At 42.5% G+C, this 19838-nt stretch carries 15 protein-coding genes; 6 read left to right on the top strand and 9 right to left on the bottom strand.

From position 1 onward, the window contains the following. Nucleotides 1-36 precede the first annotated feature (36 nt). Together ABJD64_RS21055 and ABJD64_RS21050 are read left to right on the top strand one after the other, a co-directional pair. On the top strand, nucleotides 37-603 hold the full coding sequence (locus ABJD64_RS21055; RefSeq protein ID WP_348176266.1) for a TlpA disulfide reductase family protein: 567 nt from the start codon (nucleotides 37-39) through the stop codon (nucleotides 601-603). Between the two features lie 227 nt (nucleotides 604-830). Then, nucleotides 831-2495, top strand: a complete 1665-nt coding sequence (locus ABJD64_RS21050) for a carbohydrate-binding protein (protein WP_348176263.1) — start codon at nucleotides 831-833, stop codon at nucleotides 2493-2495. Nucleotides 2496-2594: 99 nt separating this feature from the next. Here ABJD64_RS21050 and ABJD64_RS21045 read toward each other — a convergent pair whose 3' ends face one another. Genes ABJD64_RS21045 through ABJD64_RS21030 form a run of 4 tightly spaced genes read right to left on the bottom strand, consistent with a single transcriptional unit; the run spans nucleotide 2595 to nucleotide 9474 of the window. Continuing rightward, a complete protein-coding gene (locus ABJD64_RS21045; protein WP_348176260.1) occupies nucleotides 2595-4808 on the bottom strand; it encodes a hypothetical protein in 2214 nt (737 codons plus the stop codon). A 2-nt stretch (nucleotides 4809-4810) separates the two neighbouring features. After that, a complete protein-coding gene (locus tag ABJD64_RS21040) occupies nucleotides 4811-5974 on the bottom strand; it encodes a DUF4249 domain-containing protein (RefSeq protein ID WP_348176257.1) in 1164 nt (387 codons plus the stop codon). Nucleotides 5975-5977: 3 nt separating this feature from the next. Then, nucleotides 5978-8749, bottom strand: coding sequence for a TonB-dependent receptor (locus ABJD64_RS21035; protein WP_348176254.1), 2772 nt, complete (start codon nucleotides 8747-8749; stop codon nucleotides 5978-5980). Beyond that, the gene (locus ABJD64_RS21030) at nucleotides 8746-9474 is read right to left on the bottom strand and encodes a hypothetical protein (protein ID WP_348176252.1); all 729 of its coding nucleotides are present in this window, start codon (nucleotides 9472-9474) and stop codon (nucleotides 8746-8748) included. Before ABJD64_RS21030 ends, ABJD64_RS21035 begins: the two co-directional genes overlap by 4 nt. 265 nt (nucleotides 9475-9739) lie before the next feature. Here ABJD64_RS21030 and ABJD64_RS21025 point away from each other — a divergent pair, with 265 nt between their 5' ends. Both ABJD64_RS21025 and ABJD64_RS21020 read left to right on the top strand, forming a co-directional pair. Next, nucleotides 9740-10105: a VOC family protein gene (locus ABJD64_RS21025; RefSeq protein ID WP_348176249.1), complete on the top strand. Its 366-nt coding sequence runs from the start codon at nucleotides 9740-9742 to the stop codon at nucleotides 10103-10105. Between the two features lie 196 nt (nucleotides 10106-10301). After that, nucleotides 10302-10724, top strand: coding sequence for a c-type cytochrome (locus ABJD64_RS21020; protein WP_348176246.1), 423 nt, complete (start codon nucleotides 10302-10304; stop codon nucleotides 10722-10724). A 25-nt stretch (nucleotides 10725-10749) separates the two neighbouring features. On the opposite strand, the gene ABJD64_RS21015 is transcribed toward ABJD64_RS21020, so the two are convergent. From ABJD64_RS21015 to ABJD64_RS21005, 3 genes are read right to left on the bottom strand one after another with little or no spacing between them, the layout of a single operon-like run. After that, complete coding sequence (locus ABJD64_RS21015; RefSeq protein ID WP_348176243.1) at nucleotides 10750-13233, bottom strand: TonB-dependent receptor; 2484 nt, start codon at nucleotides 13231-13233, stop codon at nucleotides 10750-10752. A 37-nt stretch (nucleotides 13234-13270) separates the two neighbouring features. Continuing rightward, nucleotides 13271-14176: a FecR domain-containing protein gene (locus tag ABJD64_RS21010; RefSeq protein WP_348176240.1), complete on the bottom strand. Its 906-nt coding sequence runs from the start codon at nucleotides 14174-14176 to the stop codon at nucleotides 13271-13273. A gap of 55 nt (nucleotides 14177-14231) precedes the next feature. Then, nucleotides 14232-14750: a sigma-70 family RNA polymerase sigma factor gene (locus ABJD64_RS21005; protein ID WP_348176237.1), complete on the bottom strand. Its 519-nt coding sequence runs from the start codon at nucleotides 14748-14750 to the stop codon at nucleotides 14232-14234. 508 nt (nucleotides 14751-15258) lie between these two features. Here ABJD64_RS21005 and ABJD64_RS21000 point away from each other — a divergent pair. Next, nucleotides 15259-16671, top strand: coding sequence for a DUF4382 domain-containing protein (locus ABJD64_RS21000; protein WP_348176235.1), 1413 nt, complete (start codon nucleotides 15259-15261; stop codon nucleotides 16669-16671). Continuing rightward, nucleotides 16668-17468: a DUF4382 domain-containing protein gene (locus ABJD64_RS20995; RefSeq protein ID WP_348176232.1), complete on the top strand. Its 801-nt coding sequence runs from the start codon at nucleotides 16668-16670 to the stop codon at nucleotides 17466-17468. The genes ABJD64_RS21000 and ABJD64_RS20995 overlap by 4 nt, the downstream gene beginning before the upstream one ends. 382 nt (nucleotides 17469-17850) lie before the next feature. On the opposite strand, the gene ABJD64_RS20990 is transcribed toward ABJD64_RS20995, so the two are convergent. Next, nucleotides 17851-18870 (bottom strand): hypothetical protein, encoded by a 1020-nt coding sequence (locus tag ABJD64_RS20990; RefSeq protein ID WP_348176230.1) that lies wholly within the window; start codon nucleotides 18868-18870, stop codon nucleotides 17851-17853. A 14-nt stretch (nucleotides 18871-18884) separates the two neighbouring features. Then, nucleotides 18885-19838, bottom strand: a 954-nt coding sequence (locus tag ABJD64_RS20985) for an RHS repeat-associated core domain-containing protein (protein WP_348176227.1), incomplete at its 5' end; no start/stop codon positions are given.

Here is a 19838-nt window from a genome sequence, read left to right as displayed (position 1 = left end):
CCACATCGGACGCTGAGATCAGAACAATAAGCGAATATGAAGAAACAATTGAGGGAATGGGCAGTAATCATCGGTATCATGAGTTTGCTATATTTTACAGGTTTGCACACTGAGGTCGCCGGATTTTTGCAACGAATTATTTTATCCACAGGAGTAATGCAGGTGGAAGTTATTGATGAAGACAAGCAACAAATAGCAGATTACAATTTCAAACTTACCGACGAAAGAGGTCAGGTTGCTGATTTTAGTCAATTCAAAGGACAGACAGTTTTTCTAAATTTCTGGGCTACCTGGTGCCCTCCTTGCGTAGCAGAAATGCCAGACATTCATGATTTGTATGAAAAAATGGAGAATGAAAATGTCGTTTTCGTATTAATCAGTCAAGACGATAATTTTGATAAGGCCAAAAATTTTCTTGAAAGAAAGGAGTACTCATTTCCAATTTACCAGCTAGCTTCTCCGTTGCCTAAGGTATTTGCCAGCCGGTCCATTCCTACCACCTTTGTCATTTCTCCAGAAGGAAAAATAATAGCCAAGCGCACAGGAATGGCAAAGTATGATACGGAGGAATTTAGAGGTTTGCTTACCAGATCAGGATCTTAATCGGAGGTATTCACTAGAAGTAATCTAGAAATCCCTAAACACTGAGCCGAGCTGAGTTAGCAGTTGTATATACAACTCTCAAGTCGTTGGTTACAATTGCTTATATGCAACATAAGGCGTGCCATTGAGCTTGTAAATACATCCATTCCGATAATAAATGTGCGGTTCTGACATTTAAACAATAGGTTGAAAAATACATTTTACTTTAAACTAAACTTTTTTCAACCATGAGTACAACCAACACTAAGCTGTCGGGCCTTTTATGGCTACTTTTTATTATGATCTTTTCGCTATCCTGCCAGGACAGCATCACAGAACTAAGATCTGAAAATCCAGCCATCCCCAACCAACCAGCTGCTGTTAATCCAACCATCCTAAATGATTCGGGACCTATTGTTCTCGGATACTTTCCTTCCTGGTCTGAATCCTGGACTAGCACAGGTCAGGGTTCTAAGCTAAGAGATATCCCCAGGCATGTCAATTATGTTTTTCTGGCTTTTGCCAAACCAAACCTGACCTACCAAAAAGGATCTTTTGATTTAGCTGGTACGGGTATCCAAACGCCTTATGGCGGAGCCACTTTAAAGGAATCAGTAGATGCCTTGAAATCGAAGGGCATCAATGTTATTTTATCCGTAGGAGGTGAAACCTATTGGGGCACGAATGATGCCTATAACATCAATTACCAACAAATCAAAGATTTGGTCGATGACATGGGTTTTGCCGGAATTGACTGGGACTTCGAACCCAATGGCAGTTTTGCAGCTATTGGCGACCAGGTCAATATTGACCGGTTTATCGATTTTTTCAATCAATCCAGAGCGATAATGCCAGAAGGTCAATACATCCTTGCTTGTGCACCTGCTGGAGTAGGCGCCATCGGAGGTGTAAACAACGATGACCCTTCTTCACCATTTGCGCACAGTCAGAGAAATGCTGTGACTGGAGAATCTGACGCTAATCTTTTTAATGGCACGTCTCCAAATGCCGGGATTAGCCTGTTTGGCTTTTCTTCTACCGGACACATGATTCCTGTCATACAGGCTGTCGGCAATAAAATCGATTTGATTGCCTTCCAGGGATATAATACTGGTGCGGCTACCAACAGAGCCATCATGTATGACGCTTATCGTTATTATGCAGACCAATATGGTTTTTCAATCGCAGCTGGCACACACTTTCCAAATGAGCCATGGGGCCCTTACTACACCTATACCCATCAGAGCGTAGGCGATTTATCAGCACATATCAGCACAAAAAGTGCTACTGATGGAATTATGATCTGGCAATTGCTTTTGCAAGATGCTTCTGCATCAGCCTATGGTTACCTCCATGTGGCGAGTCAGGTCTTAAACGGAACTGGAGTTGCTGCTGCAGTAGCAAATGCTGAAAATTATCCACCGGATCCTTACTCAGGTGATACCGGCGGAGGTGGAGGCGGTACCGGTGAAGGTACAGGCTGTGATTCGGCTCCTGCCTGGATTTCTTCAACTGCCTACAATGGCGGTCAGGAAGTACTGTATGATGGGTCTCTCTACAAGGCTAAGTGGTGGACACAAAACAATATCCCTTCTGAAAGCACTGGCAGTGGACAACCCTGGGAATTGATTGATGCTTGCGATGGAACCGGTGGAGGAACTGGCGGTGGCGGCACCGGTGGTGGTGGTACTGGTGGCGGTGGAACCGGCGGTGGTGGAACCGGAGGAGGAGGTACTGGTGGTGGTGGAAGCACCAGCTGCAGCCTGCCATCTTATGAACCTTACCCAACTGTTTATAATACTGGTGATCGAGTAGTGTATCAGAGTACGATCTATGAAGCACAGACTGGTCCTCTTTGGGTAACTCCTGGATCCGGTGAACACTGGTGGAAGACAATAGGCCCATGTGAATAAAGCAAAAGGGTAGTTTAAAAAGTTATACAGTCTTTTCTTCTTCGAATGGACTGTATAACTTTCAATACAGCCTCTCCGGTTAACTGATTACCCAATTAGTTAGTGGACTTCAAAATAGGCTCGTCGGCTTATGGGTTGGCCTGCAGGAGTTACTCCTTCAATTCGGATTTCAAATAGTCCCAATACCTCTGAAGTATAAAAAGACAGGTCCAAACGATCTCCGGTAAGCTGAACGTGCGGATCCCAATGTACCAGATCCTGGTAGTTAGGAAAGCGAGGATTATTTTGAGGCGATGGGATAGTTAGCGCCTGCGACTCTTTATAGGTCACGTCTGCAAGCGCCAGACTAGATCCGACAATGTCGGCCCCTCCCCGATCACCGTCCTTGGTGTGAATGGAGATAATGCCATCAAAAATCAAAGAACCAAAATAATAACGACGATTGAGTATGTCTATGCGCTCCACCAAATACGGAGACAATTCCATGGCCTCCTGGTTGGAAACAAATGCGCCGTCAAGCAAAATTAAAGTCGGTTGTTGATCAAGCATGGTGCTGGGCAAATCTTTAGAGCGCATTCGGAATTTGTAGTTGCTCTCATTTTTACTCACTCCAACTTCAAATATCAATTCTATGAAGGTATCTCTGATCGTTGAGAACCTGGTGTAATCATCCAACCGGTAAGATTTGACCTGACCAAACTGGTTTGTATCGATCTGCTCCGCCGAGTCAGTTTCCGATCGGTGATACGCATTCTCTATCTGATTGTAAATACTTCGTTGGATAAAGCGTGCCACGCTAACCGAATCGAACCTCAGTGGAGGGTTCTCAAAAACAGGATAACTGATGTAGAATTCAGGTTCGACTTGTACCTGAAGATCCTCTTCATGGTTTAAAACGGCAATCCTTGGGTCATCACTGGCATAGAGTAAGTCATAAGCCAAAACAAAACGTCCGCTGCCATCCGTCACACCAGCGGTCATTTGAGGTAAAATACCCGGAAGGGCCAGACCCAAACTTACTTGTTCGACTGTCTGTCCTTCGCTGTTGATCACCTTTCCTTGCACCAAACCATTTCTATGCTCTGGAAGCCATTTTACTTCCGCAGGCATATTTTTTGGGGCTGCCCATTGTGCAAATATCAAGACCGCGTCCAATTGCTCTACGGTCACTGAATCATAAAAAGAAGCCGAAAGGCCTAAATTAATTTTGTTTTCAAAAAGACTATAAGCCTGCATGCTTACCAAATGACTAGGATAATCTACTTTCTCAACGGAAACCGACACGTGAGCGCTATCAACCAGCTCATATGCATAATTTACTTTCTCCAGCACGCCCTTGGATCCAAGCTTTACTGCTCCTTTCAAAGCGCTCACTCCCCCATTCCAAATCAGACGTTCTTTGGGCTTGTCTCCGTCCATGATCAACTCTAGTCTAAGTAAACCAGCAGGTAAATTTTTCTTATCCAGCGAAATTGAAGTATTCAGCGCAGCAGGTCTGGATAGGATCAACTCTCTGTTATCATAGACCCGCAGTTCCCCCAGGCTATATTTTTCACGGTCGAAGGAAGTCAATTTTGTGATGAGCAAGTCCTGAGTCCTCACTACACTGAACTGACTTTCCCCTCCGGCAGTAGCTTTGGGAAGATCATGAAAAATAAAACCACCGTCTTTTTCAAGGATCAGCTGATAGGTCTCTTCTACATCCGGGGTAATAATACCGTTAAAAAAACCAAATTCGTCCGTTTTGACTGCCAGGCTGAAATCCTTTGATTTGGATATGATCTTGCCAGCAACTGAAACACCCCTTTTATATTGATCAGTTATTCTGAGAACTACCTTGTTTTTGGCATTGGCCAAAAAAGTCCCTCCTTCTGCTCGAAATTCCACCGACCAGCGTTGCTCTTCCTCTGTAGAGATTTTGGGTACTTGATATGGATTGACCATCGTAATTCGCTGATGATAGAAATCCCCAAAGTTTTTCATCCACCGGGTATAAGCTACAAAATGATAATTGCCTGTAGGCAAATCACTTGGAAGGTAAATACTACCTGAACCGGTACCTTGTGATAGGGGCATTTTCAATTGATGCACAGATTGCCCTGATTCATCGAGTAATTCGATATAAAGCAGTCGACTTAAATCGGATAAACGCCCGGTCTGACTACTGAAAACATAATTATTGAAATGCAGTGTTTCACCAACGATCAGGTCCTGGGCACTCAAATGGCTGTAGACCGTTTCATGGATGTTTTGCTGTGCATGCAACTGCCAATTACCCAAAAGGATTATACAAATGGCTAAAATTCTTTTCATAATCAATCCCAAAACTCTGGTTTTTCAAGTTTTCCATGAACACGACAATCGCTGCAGTACTCCGATACTACAATGGCGATATCCATGAGTGGAAAGGTGAATCGGACGATGTTTTTCCCGTTCAAGGAAGTGTTATTTAAAAATGCCGTACCAATCGAATCTATGGACGAAAAGCAAGTGGCTCTAAAAGGATTGACAGCCAAAAAGCCCTGGTCAAGAAACTCGTAAGGAGTAAAAAACCTTCTGGTCCGACTGACTGCCGACGCCTCAAAGTAACCCTGGACCATGGGAGCCGATTCGCTGAGGCGAATAATGTTTCCCGAAATGGCACCTTTTTGCCTGTCAAAAAAACTGCCGGCTGATTCATTGTTTTCCTTTAGTCGCTTATAATATTGATAAGCTGCAGTGGAGATGGCGAACTGTGTCACGGTCAATGCATATCGATGGTTTAAGGGCCCTTCGTTAGGAGCCACCATTCTTATTGGAAATTCTGCCAATCTATTTTCTGACTGACCACTGGTGGTAGCAATGGTCAAGGTAATAGATTCAGCACGCCCATAACAAGTACTTATGTCAGTACCTCTCGAGAAGAAACTTTCTGTCGCTTCGTCCCAATCAAACAGGGAAGGATAAGGCACGCGTATCTCGTAATCTTCCTCATATTCATACCGGAAGTTGGAAAATTCGGCATCGTCGTTGTGGGCGTCCACGAAGAACTGTATACCTGTAAGAATTTGGTCATTTTCAGTTGAGGGCATTTCCATATATCGACCATACACACTATCTATCGGTATAGGCTGAGGTAAGATCTCAGTGGCAGATCGGTATTCAGCCCCGTTTTGCAATCGAATGAAAAGGGTATAAGATTTCCCTGACTCGCCCTGAATGGTAGCCAATGTCTCATAAGTTCCAGATTCTACCTCTGTAAAGTCGATTTGTGTACCTCCTCCTTCTACTAGCCAAACCGAAGCCCCGGTGGCTGGCGTTGCACCTGTGGCGTCCAGAGCGCCTGACCAGGATAGCTTGACTTGGTGGGCTCTTTGTTCATCGGTGAAGACAGCATCTACCACCAGTGCCTCTTCGGCCTCGGGTGCTGAAAATTCAAAGGGTTCCACACAGCCTTGCCATACAATCAGTCCAACCCAAAAGATCAAATACCTTCTCATCGCCTAAAATTTAAAATTATAAGTAAGTGTAGGAATCGGATTAGAAAAGACGGTCAGTTGATAGCCCCTGACCGCTCCTTCTTCTACCTTGAAAAAAACAGAGTAAACATTGTCTCTACCCAGCACATTGTAGATGGAAAAATTCCAGGAAGAATGAGCCAATTTTTTGATCTTATGGCTTCCTTCGATATTTATACCCAGATCAAGCCGAAAATAGTCCGGTATCCGAAAAGCATTTCGATCGGAATACAACAAGTTATCCGATGACTTAAAACTCCATTTTCCTACTGGATAGGTAACCGGCACACCCGTGGCATAGACCACACCAAGGGTCATGGTAAGTCGACGGGTGAACTTATAATTGGTCACAGAATTGAGATAGTGCGGTTTGTCATAACCCGTTGGGAAATACTCGCCGTCATTGATGACCTCATCCGGAAATTGACCATCAAGCTGAATTAGCGATCTCGAATAGGTATAATTGATCCATCCAGTCAACCAACCTGAGCTTTTTTTGATCGAAAATTCCGCACCGTAAGCACGACCATTTCCCTGAAGCAGGTCTGTTTCGATGGCCTGGTTGAATTGGAGATCAGCACCCACCTTAAAGTCAACCAAGTTTTGAATGCTCTTGTAGTAAGTTTCAAGAGAAGCCTCTATAGTATGCTTACCATAGAAGTTTTTATAATACCCTACGGACCACTGATCAGCGATCTGAGGTTTAAGATAAGTACCGGACAGTCGCCAGATATCTGTAGGGGCTATGGATGCTGCGTTGATGAGCAAATGCATGTTTTGCCTGGTCCTGCTATAGCCACCCTTGACCGAACTGGACGATGACAGGGTATACCTCGCCGCAAATCGTGGTTCGGGACCGTGATAAGAAGTGATCCTTTCTCCATTACCATACGTTCGCCAACCGGTCTGGAAATTAATATCCCGTGGCGCATCCTGTGCATATAATCGAACATCGGCTGGGCCTATAGCACTATAGATGCCATATCTTATACCCATATCCAAGGTAAATTTTTCAGACGGACTAAAAGTAGTAGCAGCAAACAAGGCAAATTCACGACCACTTTCCCGACTGACCTCATCCGGTGCCACTAAAGATTCGTTGCCCAGCGGTGATTTTTTTCCGGGTTGGACTTCCAGTAGTTTTGCTTCTGCCCCAAACTTCAAATTCAGACGCTCGCTGAAGTATCTGTCAAGTTTAGCCGAAGCCAATCGCTCCCGCACGGCAAAATCGATTCCAAATGCCTGGCTGGCCAATACATCATAGCCAATATCGTAATCATAGTTACTGGAGCCGAGTTGGAAATTGCCTTGAAGCTTGTTATTAAAAACATGTTTCCAGTTGAGCGAAAAGATCGTGTTCGCATAAGAAAAGTCTGTATACGACAACAACGTATCTGACGCCAGCTGAAATCGATCGAAGCTATAGTATGAAGAAAAAGAGAGCTCGTTTTTCTCATTAAGATCGTAGTGAAGTTTGCCCACCAGATCATAAAAAGCAGCCTGATTGTTTTTTAAGGGTGAGTTTTTGATCTTGTTCAAAACATAGTCAGAATAGGTTGCCCGGCCTCCCAGGAGTAACGAAGGTCCTTTTTTTGTGATGGGCGCTTCCAGTGTCAACCGCGAAGTGACCGGGCCAATCCCACCTGTTCCGGAGAATTTATCTGCATTGGGCTTTTTGGTTTTGACATCGAAGACGGAAGATAACCGCCCGCCAAATTCGGCTGGAATACTGCTCTTATGTAGATCTACTCCGGAAAGTGCGTCATTGTTAAGTACAGAAAAGAATCCGAAAAAATGGTTGGTGTTGTAGATGGGTGTACCATCCAGAAGGAATAAGTTCTGATCTGCCTTCCCACCGCGAATATTGATTCCTGCCGACCCTTCACCAAGAAACTGAACGCCGGCGGTCGTGGTAGACACCCTTATCATATCTTTTTCTCCAAGTAGAGCAGGCACAATCTTAAGGCTTTCCGGATCGATTTTCGTCATCCCCATTTTGGGACTTTGCACATTGACTTCCCGATCTGCACTGACTACGACAGCGTTGAGCGCAATTACATCTACCTCAAGGTCCATATCCAGCCGACCATCTGAGTAGATTTTAAGCTGTCGACTTGTGTTTTTCATATTGACCGACTGGATCAAAAGTGTATGATTGCCATTGGGGATCGTCAGGGAATAAAAACCCTGAGCATCCGTCGAAGTGCCTAAGTAAGGCGACTGGATATAAACAAATGCGCCTTCGACTGGTTCTCCAGATTGACCGTCTTTGATATAACCAGCCACGGTGCTTCTCGAATCCGGTTGGTATCGACTACGTAACCCGATCACATGAAGTATCTCTTCTTTTGCCTGGCTGCGGGCCTGTCTGTCTTGTGAGAGTACTATTTCTGTATCCGTCCACTCTTCTGTGTCCTTTCTAGTTAAATATTGAGAGATGGCCGGCTCTGACACCAACGAAGTTTCTTGCAGTAAAATGACTTTGCCCTTATGAATATAATAGTCCAAGGAAGTCGACAGTAGCAGGGCATCCAATTGCTCCTCCAAACTCTTCTCACCAAGATTAAATCGATTGACATAAATGTCTTCTAGCCAGTGATCCAAAAAATAAAACCTGAGATCGGTGGTCTGTTCGATGGTTTCAATCGCTTGTCGAAGAGACAAGGAATCGCTGTTGGCCACTTCCTGATTCGGCAGCTCCTGGGCATGGCTCAAAAGCGTGTAGCTAAATAATAAGGTTAAGATTAAGGCTCTCATTTTTCTGACACTAACTGATCACAAAATTCTAATAGTTGCAGCAAGTTGTTTTCTCCGCCTCGACCCAGACGTGTATCCAATTTTTTTCCCAGGCTCCTGAGCTGTGCTTTTTGTTCCGGAAACAATCGATAGATCGTTCGCTTGCTTTTGTACCGAGTGTATTGCCCATCATAAAGCAGGTAATGTCTATCTTCTTCTTTATAGAGGAACTTTCCTGACTCGATATAGTCGTTTTTGATACGCTTGGCGAAAAAACTGAGCGACTTCCCATCATATAATCTCTCATAGAAACCAGCCCCCCGTGGAGGATATGGCGTATCTCTGATATGAACAAAAAGGCGATCATAAACCTGAAAGTAATCGATGCGCTGCTGGTTGAGCAGCAAGGGTTGCGCAATTGAAAAATGTATAACCGGGTTCCGAATGATCAACTCATCTTTGAAAGAATTGTAGAGTAAATCCAGGTTTTCATATTCTTGTCCATCAAATCCCACTATTCCCGAGGCCCACTCTCCACTTTCATAATACTCGTTTTCTTCCAGATGCGGACCTCTCAGGTAGTAGGAACTACCCTCCAGGATTTTGGTATGTTCTATTCCCGCGGTCTGATCATACCAAACTGAGATGTCACCATCAAGATCCAGGCCTTGTGTGGTGTACTGAGCAATCAGATCCGCTCCAGAGGTTCCGATCAGACAAACTATTAAATAAACTATTCGTATCAAGCGCTGACTTTTTGTATTTGCTAAATTCTCAATAATTGCACGTCAGAAAGGGGGGTAAATCTCACAACGAGCAATGCATTTTCGAACTGGTATCCTTTGGGGTATAATTCGTTTTGGGCTGGAATTATTATGGCCCCAATTAATTAGGTTACAAGTAGGACGTATTTTAGTCATTTCATTAGGAAAAACAAACAGTTGTCGCTTTTTTCAGCATTCATTCGTCATATTAGACATTTACTTCTTTCAACTTTATAAATCTAACATTATGAATACTGTTACCTGGTTTGAAATTCCCGTCCTGGATATGGACAGAGCGAAGAGTTTTTATGAAAAATCATTTGATATCACTATCGACATACATGAAATCGGGCCTGCATTGATGGGTTGGTTTCCTGGCGACACTAATTCAGATGGTGCCACAGGCACCCTGCTCAAAGGAGATACCTATGTACCATCTCATGAGGGCACACTGGTTTATCTAAGTGTATTAGACATAGATGCAACATTAGAGAAAATTAATAGCCATGGAGGCAAAACTATGCGACCAAAAATGAGCATTGGTGAGCATGGCTTTATTGGAGTCTTTGAAGACTGTGAAGGAAATCGAGTCGCTTTGCATAGTCGAGCTTAACCAAGAAATTCCGGGCCTGTCTTACCAGGCCCGGAATTCTGATAGTCAATGATAACTCACTTCTTTCAAGGATTCCTTCGCAGATCTTGATCAGTTTCTCTTCTTTATACTTATATCAATCACAAAAGCACATGATCTGAATCATGTGCCTTGGGCTTCTTTGAAGTTACTTTTAGGTAACCAAACAGCTACCGCCATGAAAATTACCATATCAAGAATCGCTCCCTTGCTGATCTTTATTCCAATCTTAATCCTTCGGTGCACACCGCCTAACCTCTGTGACCCCATGCAAAATACAGGGATAGGGCCAATAGAAAAGTTAGATCTCGTCCCTGTAAATACTAACGTTGCCGCCGAGGGACAGGTACTGTATGATCAGCTCTGCAGAGTTTGTCACAATGAAATCAATCAAATGGAGGGTCCGGCGCATTGGGGCATCATAAACAGACGGACTCCTGAGTGGATCATGAATATGATGCTGAACCCGACCGAAATGGCCCAGGAGGACCCCATAGCCAAAATACTGGCAGAAAGAGTGAATGGGGTAGAAATGCCAGACATGAATCTGAGCGAGGAAGAAGCCCTGAAAATATTGGAGTACTTCAGGACTTTGCAGTGAGTGCTGAATAGAGACAGTTATTAATTTAGAAAGTCATTCTGAGCATCACATTGGGTGTCAGACCCAATCCATTTTCGGTGACTTGCTCAATCACCTCATTATCGGTCAGATTAAAATAACTGTTGACAGCATTGTAGTTATCTGTCAGGTTCCAAACCGATAAGCCGATTTGTGTTCTGATTTTTTGGGCTAGTACGAACTTGTATTTGGCAGCTAAATCGACACGTAGATAATACGCCAGGTTAGAGCTGTTAGGAAATCGGTAGTTGATCTCTCCGTCTATAACAGGTGTTTCTTCGGATGGCTCGGTAAAGGGGTTACCCGTATGCCAATTCAACCCTAGGGAACATTCGATTTTTTTTGATGAATAGTTTACCCCTGAGGTAATAAAATGTCGGATATCAATGTTACTTGAAAATTCCTGATCGAGTAATTCTTTGAATTCATTCAAATTTCTTGAAACAGTATAGCTCGTCCAGGCTGAGAGGTTTTCATATCGGTAACTAAGCAAAAGATCCAAACCTGTTATTTTGTAGCTGCCCGAAGAGCGAACCAGTTCAAATTGATTCTGAAAAGACTGACTGGAGGTGATAATACCATTCACGCGCTTGTGATAACCTTCCAGGCTCACCAGCCAGTTCTTGTACGAATATTGCAAACCAGCTGAGAGTTGCTTACTCTTAGTAATGGGTATGTCGGCATCGTTTGCCAAGATCCAGCGTCTCTTTTCAATCCCAAGAAAGTCATTTTGCAAATCTATGATTTGCATGGTGGTCTGACTTTTAAACTCTCCGGCCAAATCTACCGACCACCGGTCCGTCAATCGGTGGTTGATTAAAGCACGAGGCTCGATAACCCATGAGCTGAGCGACTCAAAGAAATTTGACCTTATCCCTCCCGAAATCACCGTTTTACTGGTATTTGAAGTATAAACGCCTTCTGAGAAAAGAACATGCGTCCTAATCACTTCTTTTTCCAATCTCCTAAATTGCGGATTGTTGAGTTCATCTTCACTACTCATCCCGCGCTCATCAAAATGATAGCCATTGCTCCAATTCAGATTCCTATTTACATTTAAACCGGCCTGAAAATTTGCCCCCCAATCCAATATTTCATTCACTTGATTGAGTCGTTGACTATTGGATACATCTGAATTTTCCGCTTTCAATTTGTAATGAGATAAATAGCCTGTCACCTTGGTATCCCAGCGGTTATTCCATTTTTTCTCGTGTGTCAGACCAGCGGCCGAACTTTGCTGGCCAATTACGCTCGATTTTGAAATATTAGCAGCTGTAGATATAGATTGCTCTTCATAACTTAAATCATCGGACATATTCAAAAAACTCAATTGCCACTTTTCCTGATCACTTGACTGATGAACAAGTTTGACACCAACATCGTAATATCGGAAATCGCTTACCTCCCCTTTTAGTGTGTCTTGAGCTGTATATCTGACCGACTCGATATCACCAAAAGCCCTTTCAAAATATTGGTCGTAAGTGGGTAATTGCAAGAGGTTAGAAATGGAATGCCTTCCAGCCAGGAAAACCGAAGTTTTGTCGCTCAGCGGTATTTCAATTTCCATGTCGGCACCAAGCAGATTGACCCCTCCGGATACCGAATAAGATGTTGCCAATTCCGATTCAGTTTTAATATCGATGGTTCCGGATACCGCCCTTCCCAAGCTGGCCGACGTACCGTTCTTGATCAGCGATACCTGTTTTGTAAAATGCGGATTGAAAACTGATATCAATCCAAAGAAATGGCCAGTTTGATACATTCTGATACCATCCCATAGGACCAGGTTTTGATCATTGGTGCCTCCCCGAACATTGATATCGGAGACAGACTCAACCGCGCTTTGTATGCCGGGTAATACTTGCAAGCTTTGCATCACATCCTCATCCATGATTCCGGGAAGGACCTGGAGCTGTGAATTGTGAATGATGTGCGCACCATTCACTCTTTTTTCAATTCCCTGGGCGATATAATTATAAATGATTACTTCCTGAAGGGATGACAAGCTTTGCGTCAGTGCTATTTGTTTACAAGAATCGACTTCAAAGTTACTCAAGGTCACCTGTGCAGTTTCATAGCCCAGATGCCTGAAGATGACGGGTCTAACACTTCCTTTTTCCAAACCGTTCAATTCGAAAAAGCCATTCTCGTCAGTGATTGCCATTATCTCATCGGCAATTACCGTGACTCCGGTCAGTGGTGTTTGGGTTTCCAAATCTTTGAGATAACCACAAATCCGAAAAGGTGTGTTCTGGTTTGGGCTGATGGAGTAATATCGTTCATCCAATTGCTTGATTTTCAAATTAGTTTCCTTCTCCAGATATTGAATATATCGATCCAGATCGATCTCATCAGACAAAGGTCTTAATTGGATCTCTTCAACGGTCTCGTTGATGTATGAGAAGGTGATGTCAAATTTTTCTTCAAGTAATTGAAGTATTTCGGTGAGCGGTACAGCATTGGAAAGTGTCTGAGCTCGTGCGTAAATCACACTTAGCAGACAGAAGCAAAAAATGAAAGCGCAAGTCTTATTTTTTATCACCGATTAATCTTACCTGACTACCAATCACCTGGAATCCGATGTTCAACGGAGCGGTAATTGACTCTAAAGCCAAATTAAGATCAGAATGAGTGAATTTACCAGTAAACTGGCGTTTTGTGTTGATTTTATCTGTGTCGACTGATACGTCATATTGTCTTTCCAGTTCTCTGATTACCTGGATGTAGGGCACGCTTTGAAAAGCGCTTTCTCCTTTTAGCCAATGAGGTACTTTGCTTAGTTTCGTAGAAACCAGCTCGCCTTTTTGATCAATGATTCTGTAGGATTGGTTGGCCGTTAAAATAACGGTCTCTTGTTTTGAGGTTACGCTTACACGCCCACGATAACATTGTACTTCATAGTAATTTTCTCTGTCAATGATATTAAATGAAGTACCCAGTACACTGACTTTGGCTGATTGGCTAATGATATCAAATGTTTCTCCTGGCTTCACCACGAAATAACCCTCCCCTTCCAAAAATGCCTGACGAACGCCGTTCCATTTTCCAGGGTCAAAGGTCAACTTCGAACCGTTATTTAATTTGACGATCGAGGAATCCGGAAGCGAAACAAACATTTTATTGGCTGCCAAATACTCCTCCGGACCAGATTTATCCAAGGCAAAATACCAAACCACACCCAAAGCCATGAGAACAACAGCTGCAGCCTTGAGCCATAAAAACCAAGGTCTGATTTCAGCGACTGAAGACTTAAGCCTTTTTTCACTAAGCTCGTCCTGGCCAGCCATCACATTGTACTTAGGGGGCTTAAATTGTAATAGCGCATGCGACAGTCTTTGAACAAACCGATAATCATCGGTTTGTTCAAATTGTGCCCTTTCCTCCTCGGTCAGGGTATCATTCAACCACTTTTTTGTGTATGCTTCGTTTTCCATGGCTCTCTTTACAATCTATAAAACAGATGACGATCAAAAATTCCTACCAGCCAACCTATTTAATTCCTTCCACCTTAGATTTTAATATAGACAGGGCTGTATAAATTCTCTTTTCTACCGCCTTTCTTGATATGCCAAGTAAATCGGCAATTTCTTTATGCTTTTTACCTTCTACCCTATTGAGCAAAAAAGTAACCCGTTGACCTTCACTCAAGCTTTCCAGTGCACTTTGGAGTCTATTCATATACTCCTTTTCTTCCAATACAAATTCCGGAGATTCAGAGGATCCCATTTGATGCGGCTCCTTTTGATAGTTCAATACCGTCTTTCGTCTTGAAATCGTATTTAGCATTTGGTTGTTGGCCACTGTAAATAGAAATGACCTGGCCCTATCCATGGACACCTTTTTACAATTATTCCAAAGCTTGATGAAAGCTTCCTGTACCAGATCTCCCGGATTGTTGTCCGCACCATATTTGTAATACAAAAAGTCATGCAACTCGGTGGCATGCTTTTCAAACAGGAATTTGAAGGTCTGTTCTTCACAAACCGGATGAGGGGTCTCGCTTTTCATATTTCAAAAAAACTCCTAATCGAAAGTAGGAATTTTTAACTATCATCTGTTTTATACTCAACCGAACAAGGTTGGCAATTATAATATTGCATCAAGGGATAAGTTGATTATATACTTAATCATAGACTGGTACCTGAATATATCGACCTAAACGAAAATTAGCAAATATGACTGAGATTATTATGTGCAGAAGCTGTAAGGAACAAATAAGCATCAATGCTGAGAAGTGCCCCTATTGTGGACAGTCTGCCGAAAAAAAGCTCAGAATAAAAAAGATCTTTTCGTCTATGTTTGGCCCCGGTAAGACCCGTACGATATCCTGAGGATAACTATAGCAGACCTTAGAAATTGGGCAAGTGTTTACATTCGAACTTTATTTTTAATCTTTTGGTAGGACTTTTTGATCGTCATCTGTTTTATTAGGCAGGTGAAACGAAAGACCGCCCACAGTATAATGATTTTTAACCGACAATTTCAATTTGCTCTAGTGATAATGATCAGCTCCTTGATGAGTTGCCAGGAAGCTATTGAGGAAATTGATATGCCGGCTGAAGGAACGGCCATTTTTCCACAATCAGAACTCACACAGTTGGTCACCTTCACCACCTTAAAAGACGGGTCATTTGATAACATCCTGGACAATGCCAGTTCGATATCCATCAAACTTCCGGTCTCTGTGCTTGCCAATAATCGCGAACTACTGATTGAATCTGTCAATGACTTTAGTCAAATTGAAGAAATATTTAATGAAGAAAGGTTTATAAAAGACAGTTTGTCTCTGATCTATCCTGCCACAGCCATTTTCGCCGATTACTCCGAAGTACTTTTAGAAAATGAAAGTCAACTCGAAGCAATAGTTGCCGCTAGTATTGAAGGGGGCGATGATGATGATATTGAATGTTATACTTTCAACTACCCTTTAAAATTCTCACGCTATGATCGACTGAACCAGCTCGCTGAAGTTCAACAACTAAATGGTGACCAGGAGCTTAATGAGTTACTGCGTCGATTGGATGAAAACGAAATTGGAGCATTCAATTACCCGATCACTGCCTTCAATACAGTGGCTGAGGAAATTACTATTGGTAACAACACGGAACTGCAAACCCTGCTACAGAACAGTGCCTGTGATGAACAGGATGAACCGTATTACAAGGATATGGACATTGTACTACCTACCGCAACCTTGAGGGTATTGCTTACAGATGCTCCGTTCCCTGCAGATTTGGTAGCAGAAGCCAATGTCACGATCACCAAATTGGAAATAAGGCTTGTCGATGCAGAAGAAGAGGCCTTTATACTGCTGTCGGAAAAAGAAGCTTCCTTCAATCTTTTGGATTTGACCAATGGACTGACCGCAACGTTGGTAGATATGCAGGTGCCTCTGGGATCCTATGATGAAATAAGAATGCTGATTGCCGAATCCAATGTCCTACTGAATGATGGACAAGTCTTCGATTTGAAAATACCCAGCGGATCTACGAGCGGTCTCAAGATTAAAATGACTTCACCACTTGAAATAACCGAAGGCGGAGCATTTGATGTATTGTTAGATTTTGACGTCAGCAAATCATTCAAAGTACAAGGCAATCCTGATACCCCGGCGGGGATCAAGGGATTTATATTCAGTCCGACAGTTAAAGCCGTAAATCTAGCAGAGGCCGGTTCTATTGGTGGCACAGTGATCGACCAGTTCAGCGCCAGCGGCATCGAAGGAGTTCAGCTATCGGTTTATGCAGCCGACACGCTCAATACGACCACATTTACGGATGAAAACGGCGAATACACCGTACTTGGCTTAGTTACCGGTACGTATAACTTGACCGCAGAACACACGGACTATTTATCAAAATCTGAAGAAAACATCGTCATCACAATCGGAAATGAAACTGATGTGGATTTTGAATTAACACTAGAATGAAATTAATGATTACGAACAACAAACTTTATCTGATAGCCCTGATCGCATACACCGCACTTTTTGCGAATTGTAGCAATGATGACAAAGGCTCAGCCAAAATCCAGGTGAGCCTTGTGGATGCACCTGCTGATTATGATGCGGTGATGATAGATATACGAGATATTCAAATCAACGTCAGCTCGGACGCGAGTGATGAAAATGGTTGGCAATCACTAGAGGGAGCTCAGCCAGGCGTTTACGATTTATTACTACTCACAAATGGTGAAGAAGCCTTCCTCGGAGAAATTGAATTGCCCGAAGGTCAACTCGGTCAGGTAAGACTGATTTTGGGAGATGGCAACAAGCTAACCATAGATGGGCAAGAGACGGTTCTGACAGTACCTTCCGGTTCTGAGAGTGGATTAAAACTTAACGTAAATGCTGATATCCAGGCAGGTATTACCTACAAATTGGTTATCGATTTTGATGCAGCCAAATCCGTGGTGATGGCAGGAAACTCGGGAAAGTATAACCTCAAGCCTGTGATCAGAGCCCTTATGGAAGCCACTACCGGAGCTATACATGGGACGATCTCACCAGCAAGTACTGCTGCTGTAGTATATGCCATTGCAGGGGAAGACAGCGTTTCATCCTATCCAGATGAAACAGGTGAATTTCTCATTCGCGCCCTTGATGCAGGAACGTATACGGTAAGCTCGGTTCCTGATGAGGCCAGTGGATTATCTGCGGCAACCATGGAGAATATCGCAGTTACTGTGGGTGAAACTACTGAAGCTGGAGTTTTGGAAATGAAATAAAGATCCTAGTGCCTGAGCAGCGCTAAATTCAGAGGTAAACGTACTTCTGAATATGAGGGGAGCCTGAAACTCCCTTCATTTTAACTTATTTGACGCAAGTTCTTCCTGATCAGCTTCCAGGAAAAAGAAAGGGTAAATTCTCATGCTCCCTTATGCGCTGACTATTATATAGGAGCATTGTGGATTGTTGGTGAATTCTCCGGGAAGAAGTCCCGGAGAAATCTTTCTCTAATTGGAGTAAGTGCGAGTCAAGTCAAATTTTGTTAATTGGAATAGCCCTTTGATCAAGATGATGAAGAATATTCTTGAGTAGGCTAGCTGATTCATCAATAGGAAGTTATTTGAGTGATGATTATTGCAAGGTTCTTGCACTAAATCTGGATCAATGAATTAAAGTAATCTTAGCCTTTCCGTTATAATTGAGCACCTTGTTTTCTTTATAAATAACCAAAGGCTCATTGTAATTGTTAATGGGAAGATTCTTTTCTTCCCAAGTTTTACCCATATCCTTGGAGATAAATATCTGATTAGTTGTACTCATTGATTTTACTTCTCCAATTAGTACAACCAAAAAATCGCCCTTCCCAATTAACATTTTAGGAAAGAATGAGTCTTTGGCTGGAAAAACCTTTAATGACGTAACCAAATTATCTTTGTACCTACTTAATTCTATTCCTTTATTACTTTTTCCTAATAACAAAATATCATTATCACTTCTTACCTCAAAGTCTGCCACATTCATTTCTAATCCAATAGGGTCAATTTTATTGTCAGCCAGGTTTATTAGAAAAATATCATTTTTCAAAAGGTCATCTTTGTGAGTCGAAAAGTAAATTTTGCTGCCTTTCATTTTCGATTTCAATATCGGCCTCGATATTTGTGAGCTTATCCAAGAGATTCCGTCATCATTTGTTTGATACAGAAAATAATCCGAGGCTTTGCCAGATTTCCTTACAAAAGCGCATCCATTAGAACCAACAAAAAAAGCTGAATGTATATATCCATTGAACTCCTTAATTTTATGGACCTCATTGTCCACTAAGTTCAGTTTATACAGAAAACTCCTTTGATTATTAAATGAATTTTCTGTGAAAATTTCATTTATGACGTAAAGGTTATTTTCGTTTTCAAAGGTTATTCTTGATTTACCTTGAAGTGTATTGATTTTCTTCCAAGTCGCACCGGTATCGTCCGAAGAATAAAAAATTGATCTTATACTTTTGAAGTCACTAAGTCTTTCTTCTGCAATGAGATATAAATCGTCTTCCTTGGAAAGTAAGGAAACCACCTTATCATGCGCAGCATGAATCCCCATATTAATCACTTGAATGTCGTTATCTCCCCTATTAGGGCTACAAGAAAGTAATGAGGCTAACAATATAATTTTAAGTGGATTTATCAATTCAGAAATCGGTTTTAATAATCTCGCATATCGTAGTTTCTACCATTCCAATGATTGTACGACGATACATCCGCAGGGTACAATAATGGAAAAATATTGATCACCTGTCTAATTCCATCCGAGCTAAATAAATCACTCATATCCGGTGTTCTTAAAATCTTCCACTGGTCCGAAAAACTCAGATCTTTTAAAAGATCTCCCTTGGTATATGCTGGGACATGTGTATCAAAAGCAAATGAATGGAAAGAAGGATTATCCAATTCCATTGCCGGATTTTCTTGTAAACCCGTTTCCATTAGATACTGCAACTCAAGACGGGTCTGGGTTAACCATGCCTGGCCATCTGCCGACATCGTCGGATTCAATTCGGTACTGAACCTATTGATATACTTATGACCATAACCTAAATAATAATCCGGAGGTCTGGTTCCATACTTTTCAATATGTTCAACATATCTCCATTCGTAGTATTTAGCTGTACCAATCACTTCTTCTGGCGCAGCGCTGAAATAGGCAAGATACCCTGCGACATCAGCTGCATTCGTTAAATCCCAACCGGCTTCACCAAATGTCCACTCATACCCAAATGCTCCATTCATTGTGGCACCTATATCAGCTTCAGGGCATTCGATGTAATTGCCATCAGCATCTCGAGTAAAACATCCTCCATCAGGATCTACTCCGTTGATAGGGTTATTGCCCATGGCCATATAAGGTGAGGCAAATTGTCTATACGGGTCTGGAACCATAAACCTGCCTATCCTTTGATCATATTCTCTGAGCTCAAAATGATTAAACCCGGTTTCCTGATCATATTCGGCAAATTCGCCCTGATACCCAAAGCGATGGTTTCTGCTGCCAGCATGGGTCATGGCCATACCAAAAGGATAATAATCGGTATGTTGTTTTTCGTCGATATCGTCATTCTCATGAACCACTACGGCTCGCACATTACCCAGATGATCCTT

This window comes from Reichenbachiella sp. (assembly GCF_039944555.1).
In the GTDB taxonomy this organism is placed as follows: Bacteria; Bacteroidota; Bacteroidia; order Cytophagales; family Cyclobacteriaceae; genus Reichenbachiella.
Note: the sequence above shows the minus strand (reverse complement) of the source record. Positions and strands in the feature narration are given on the sequence as shown.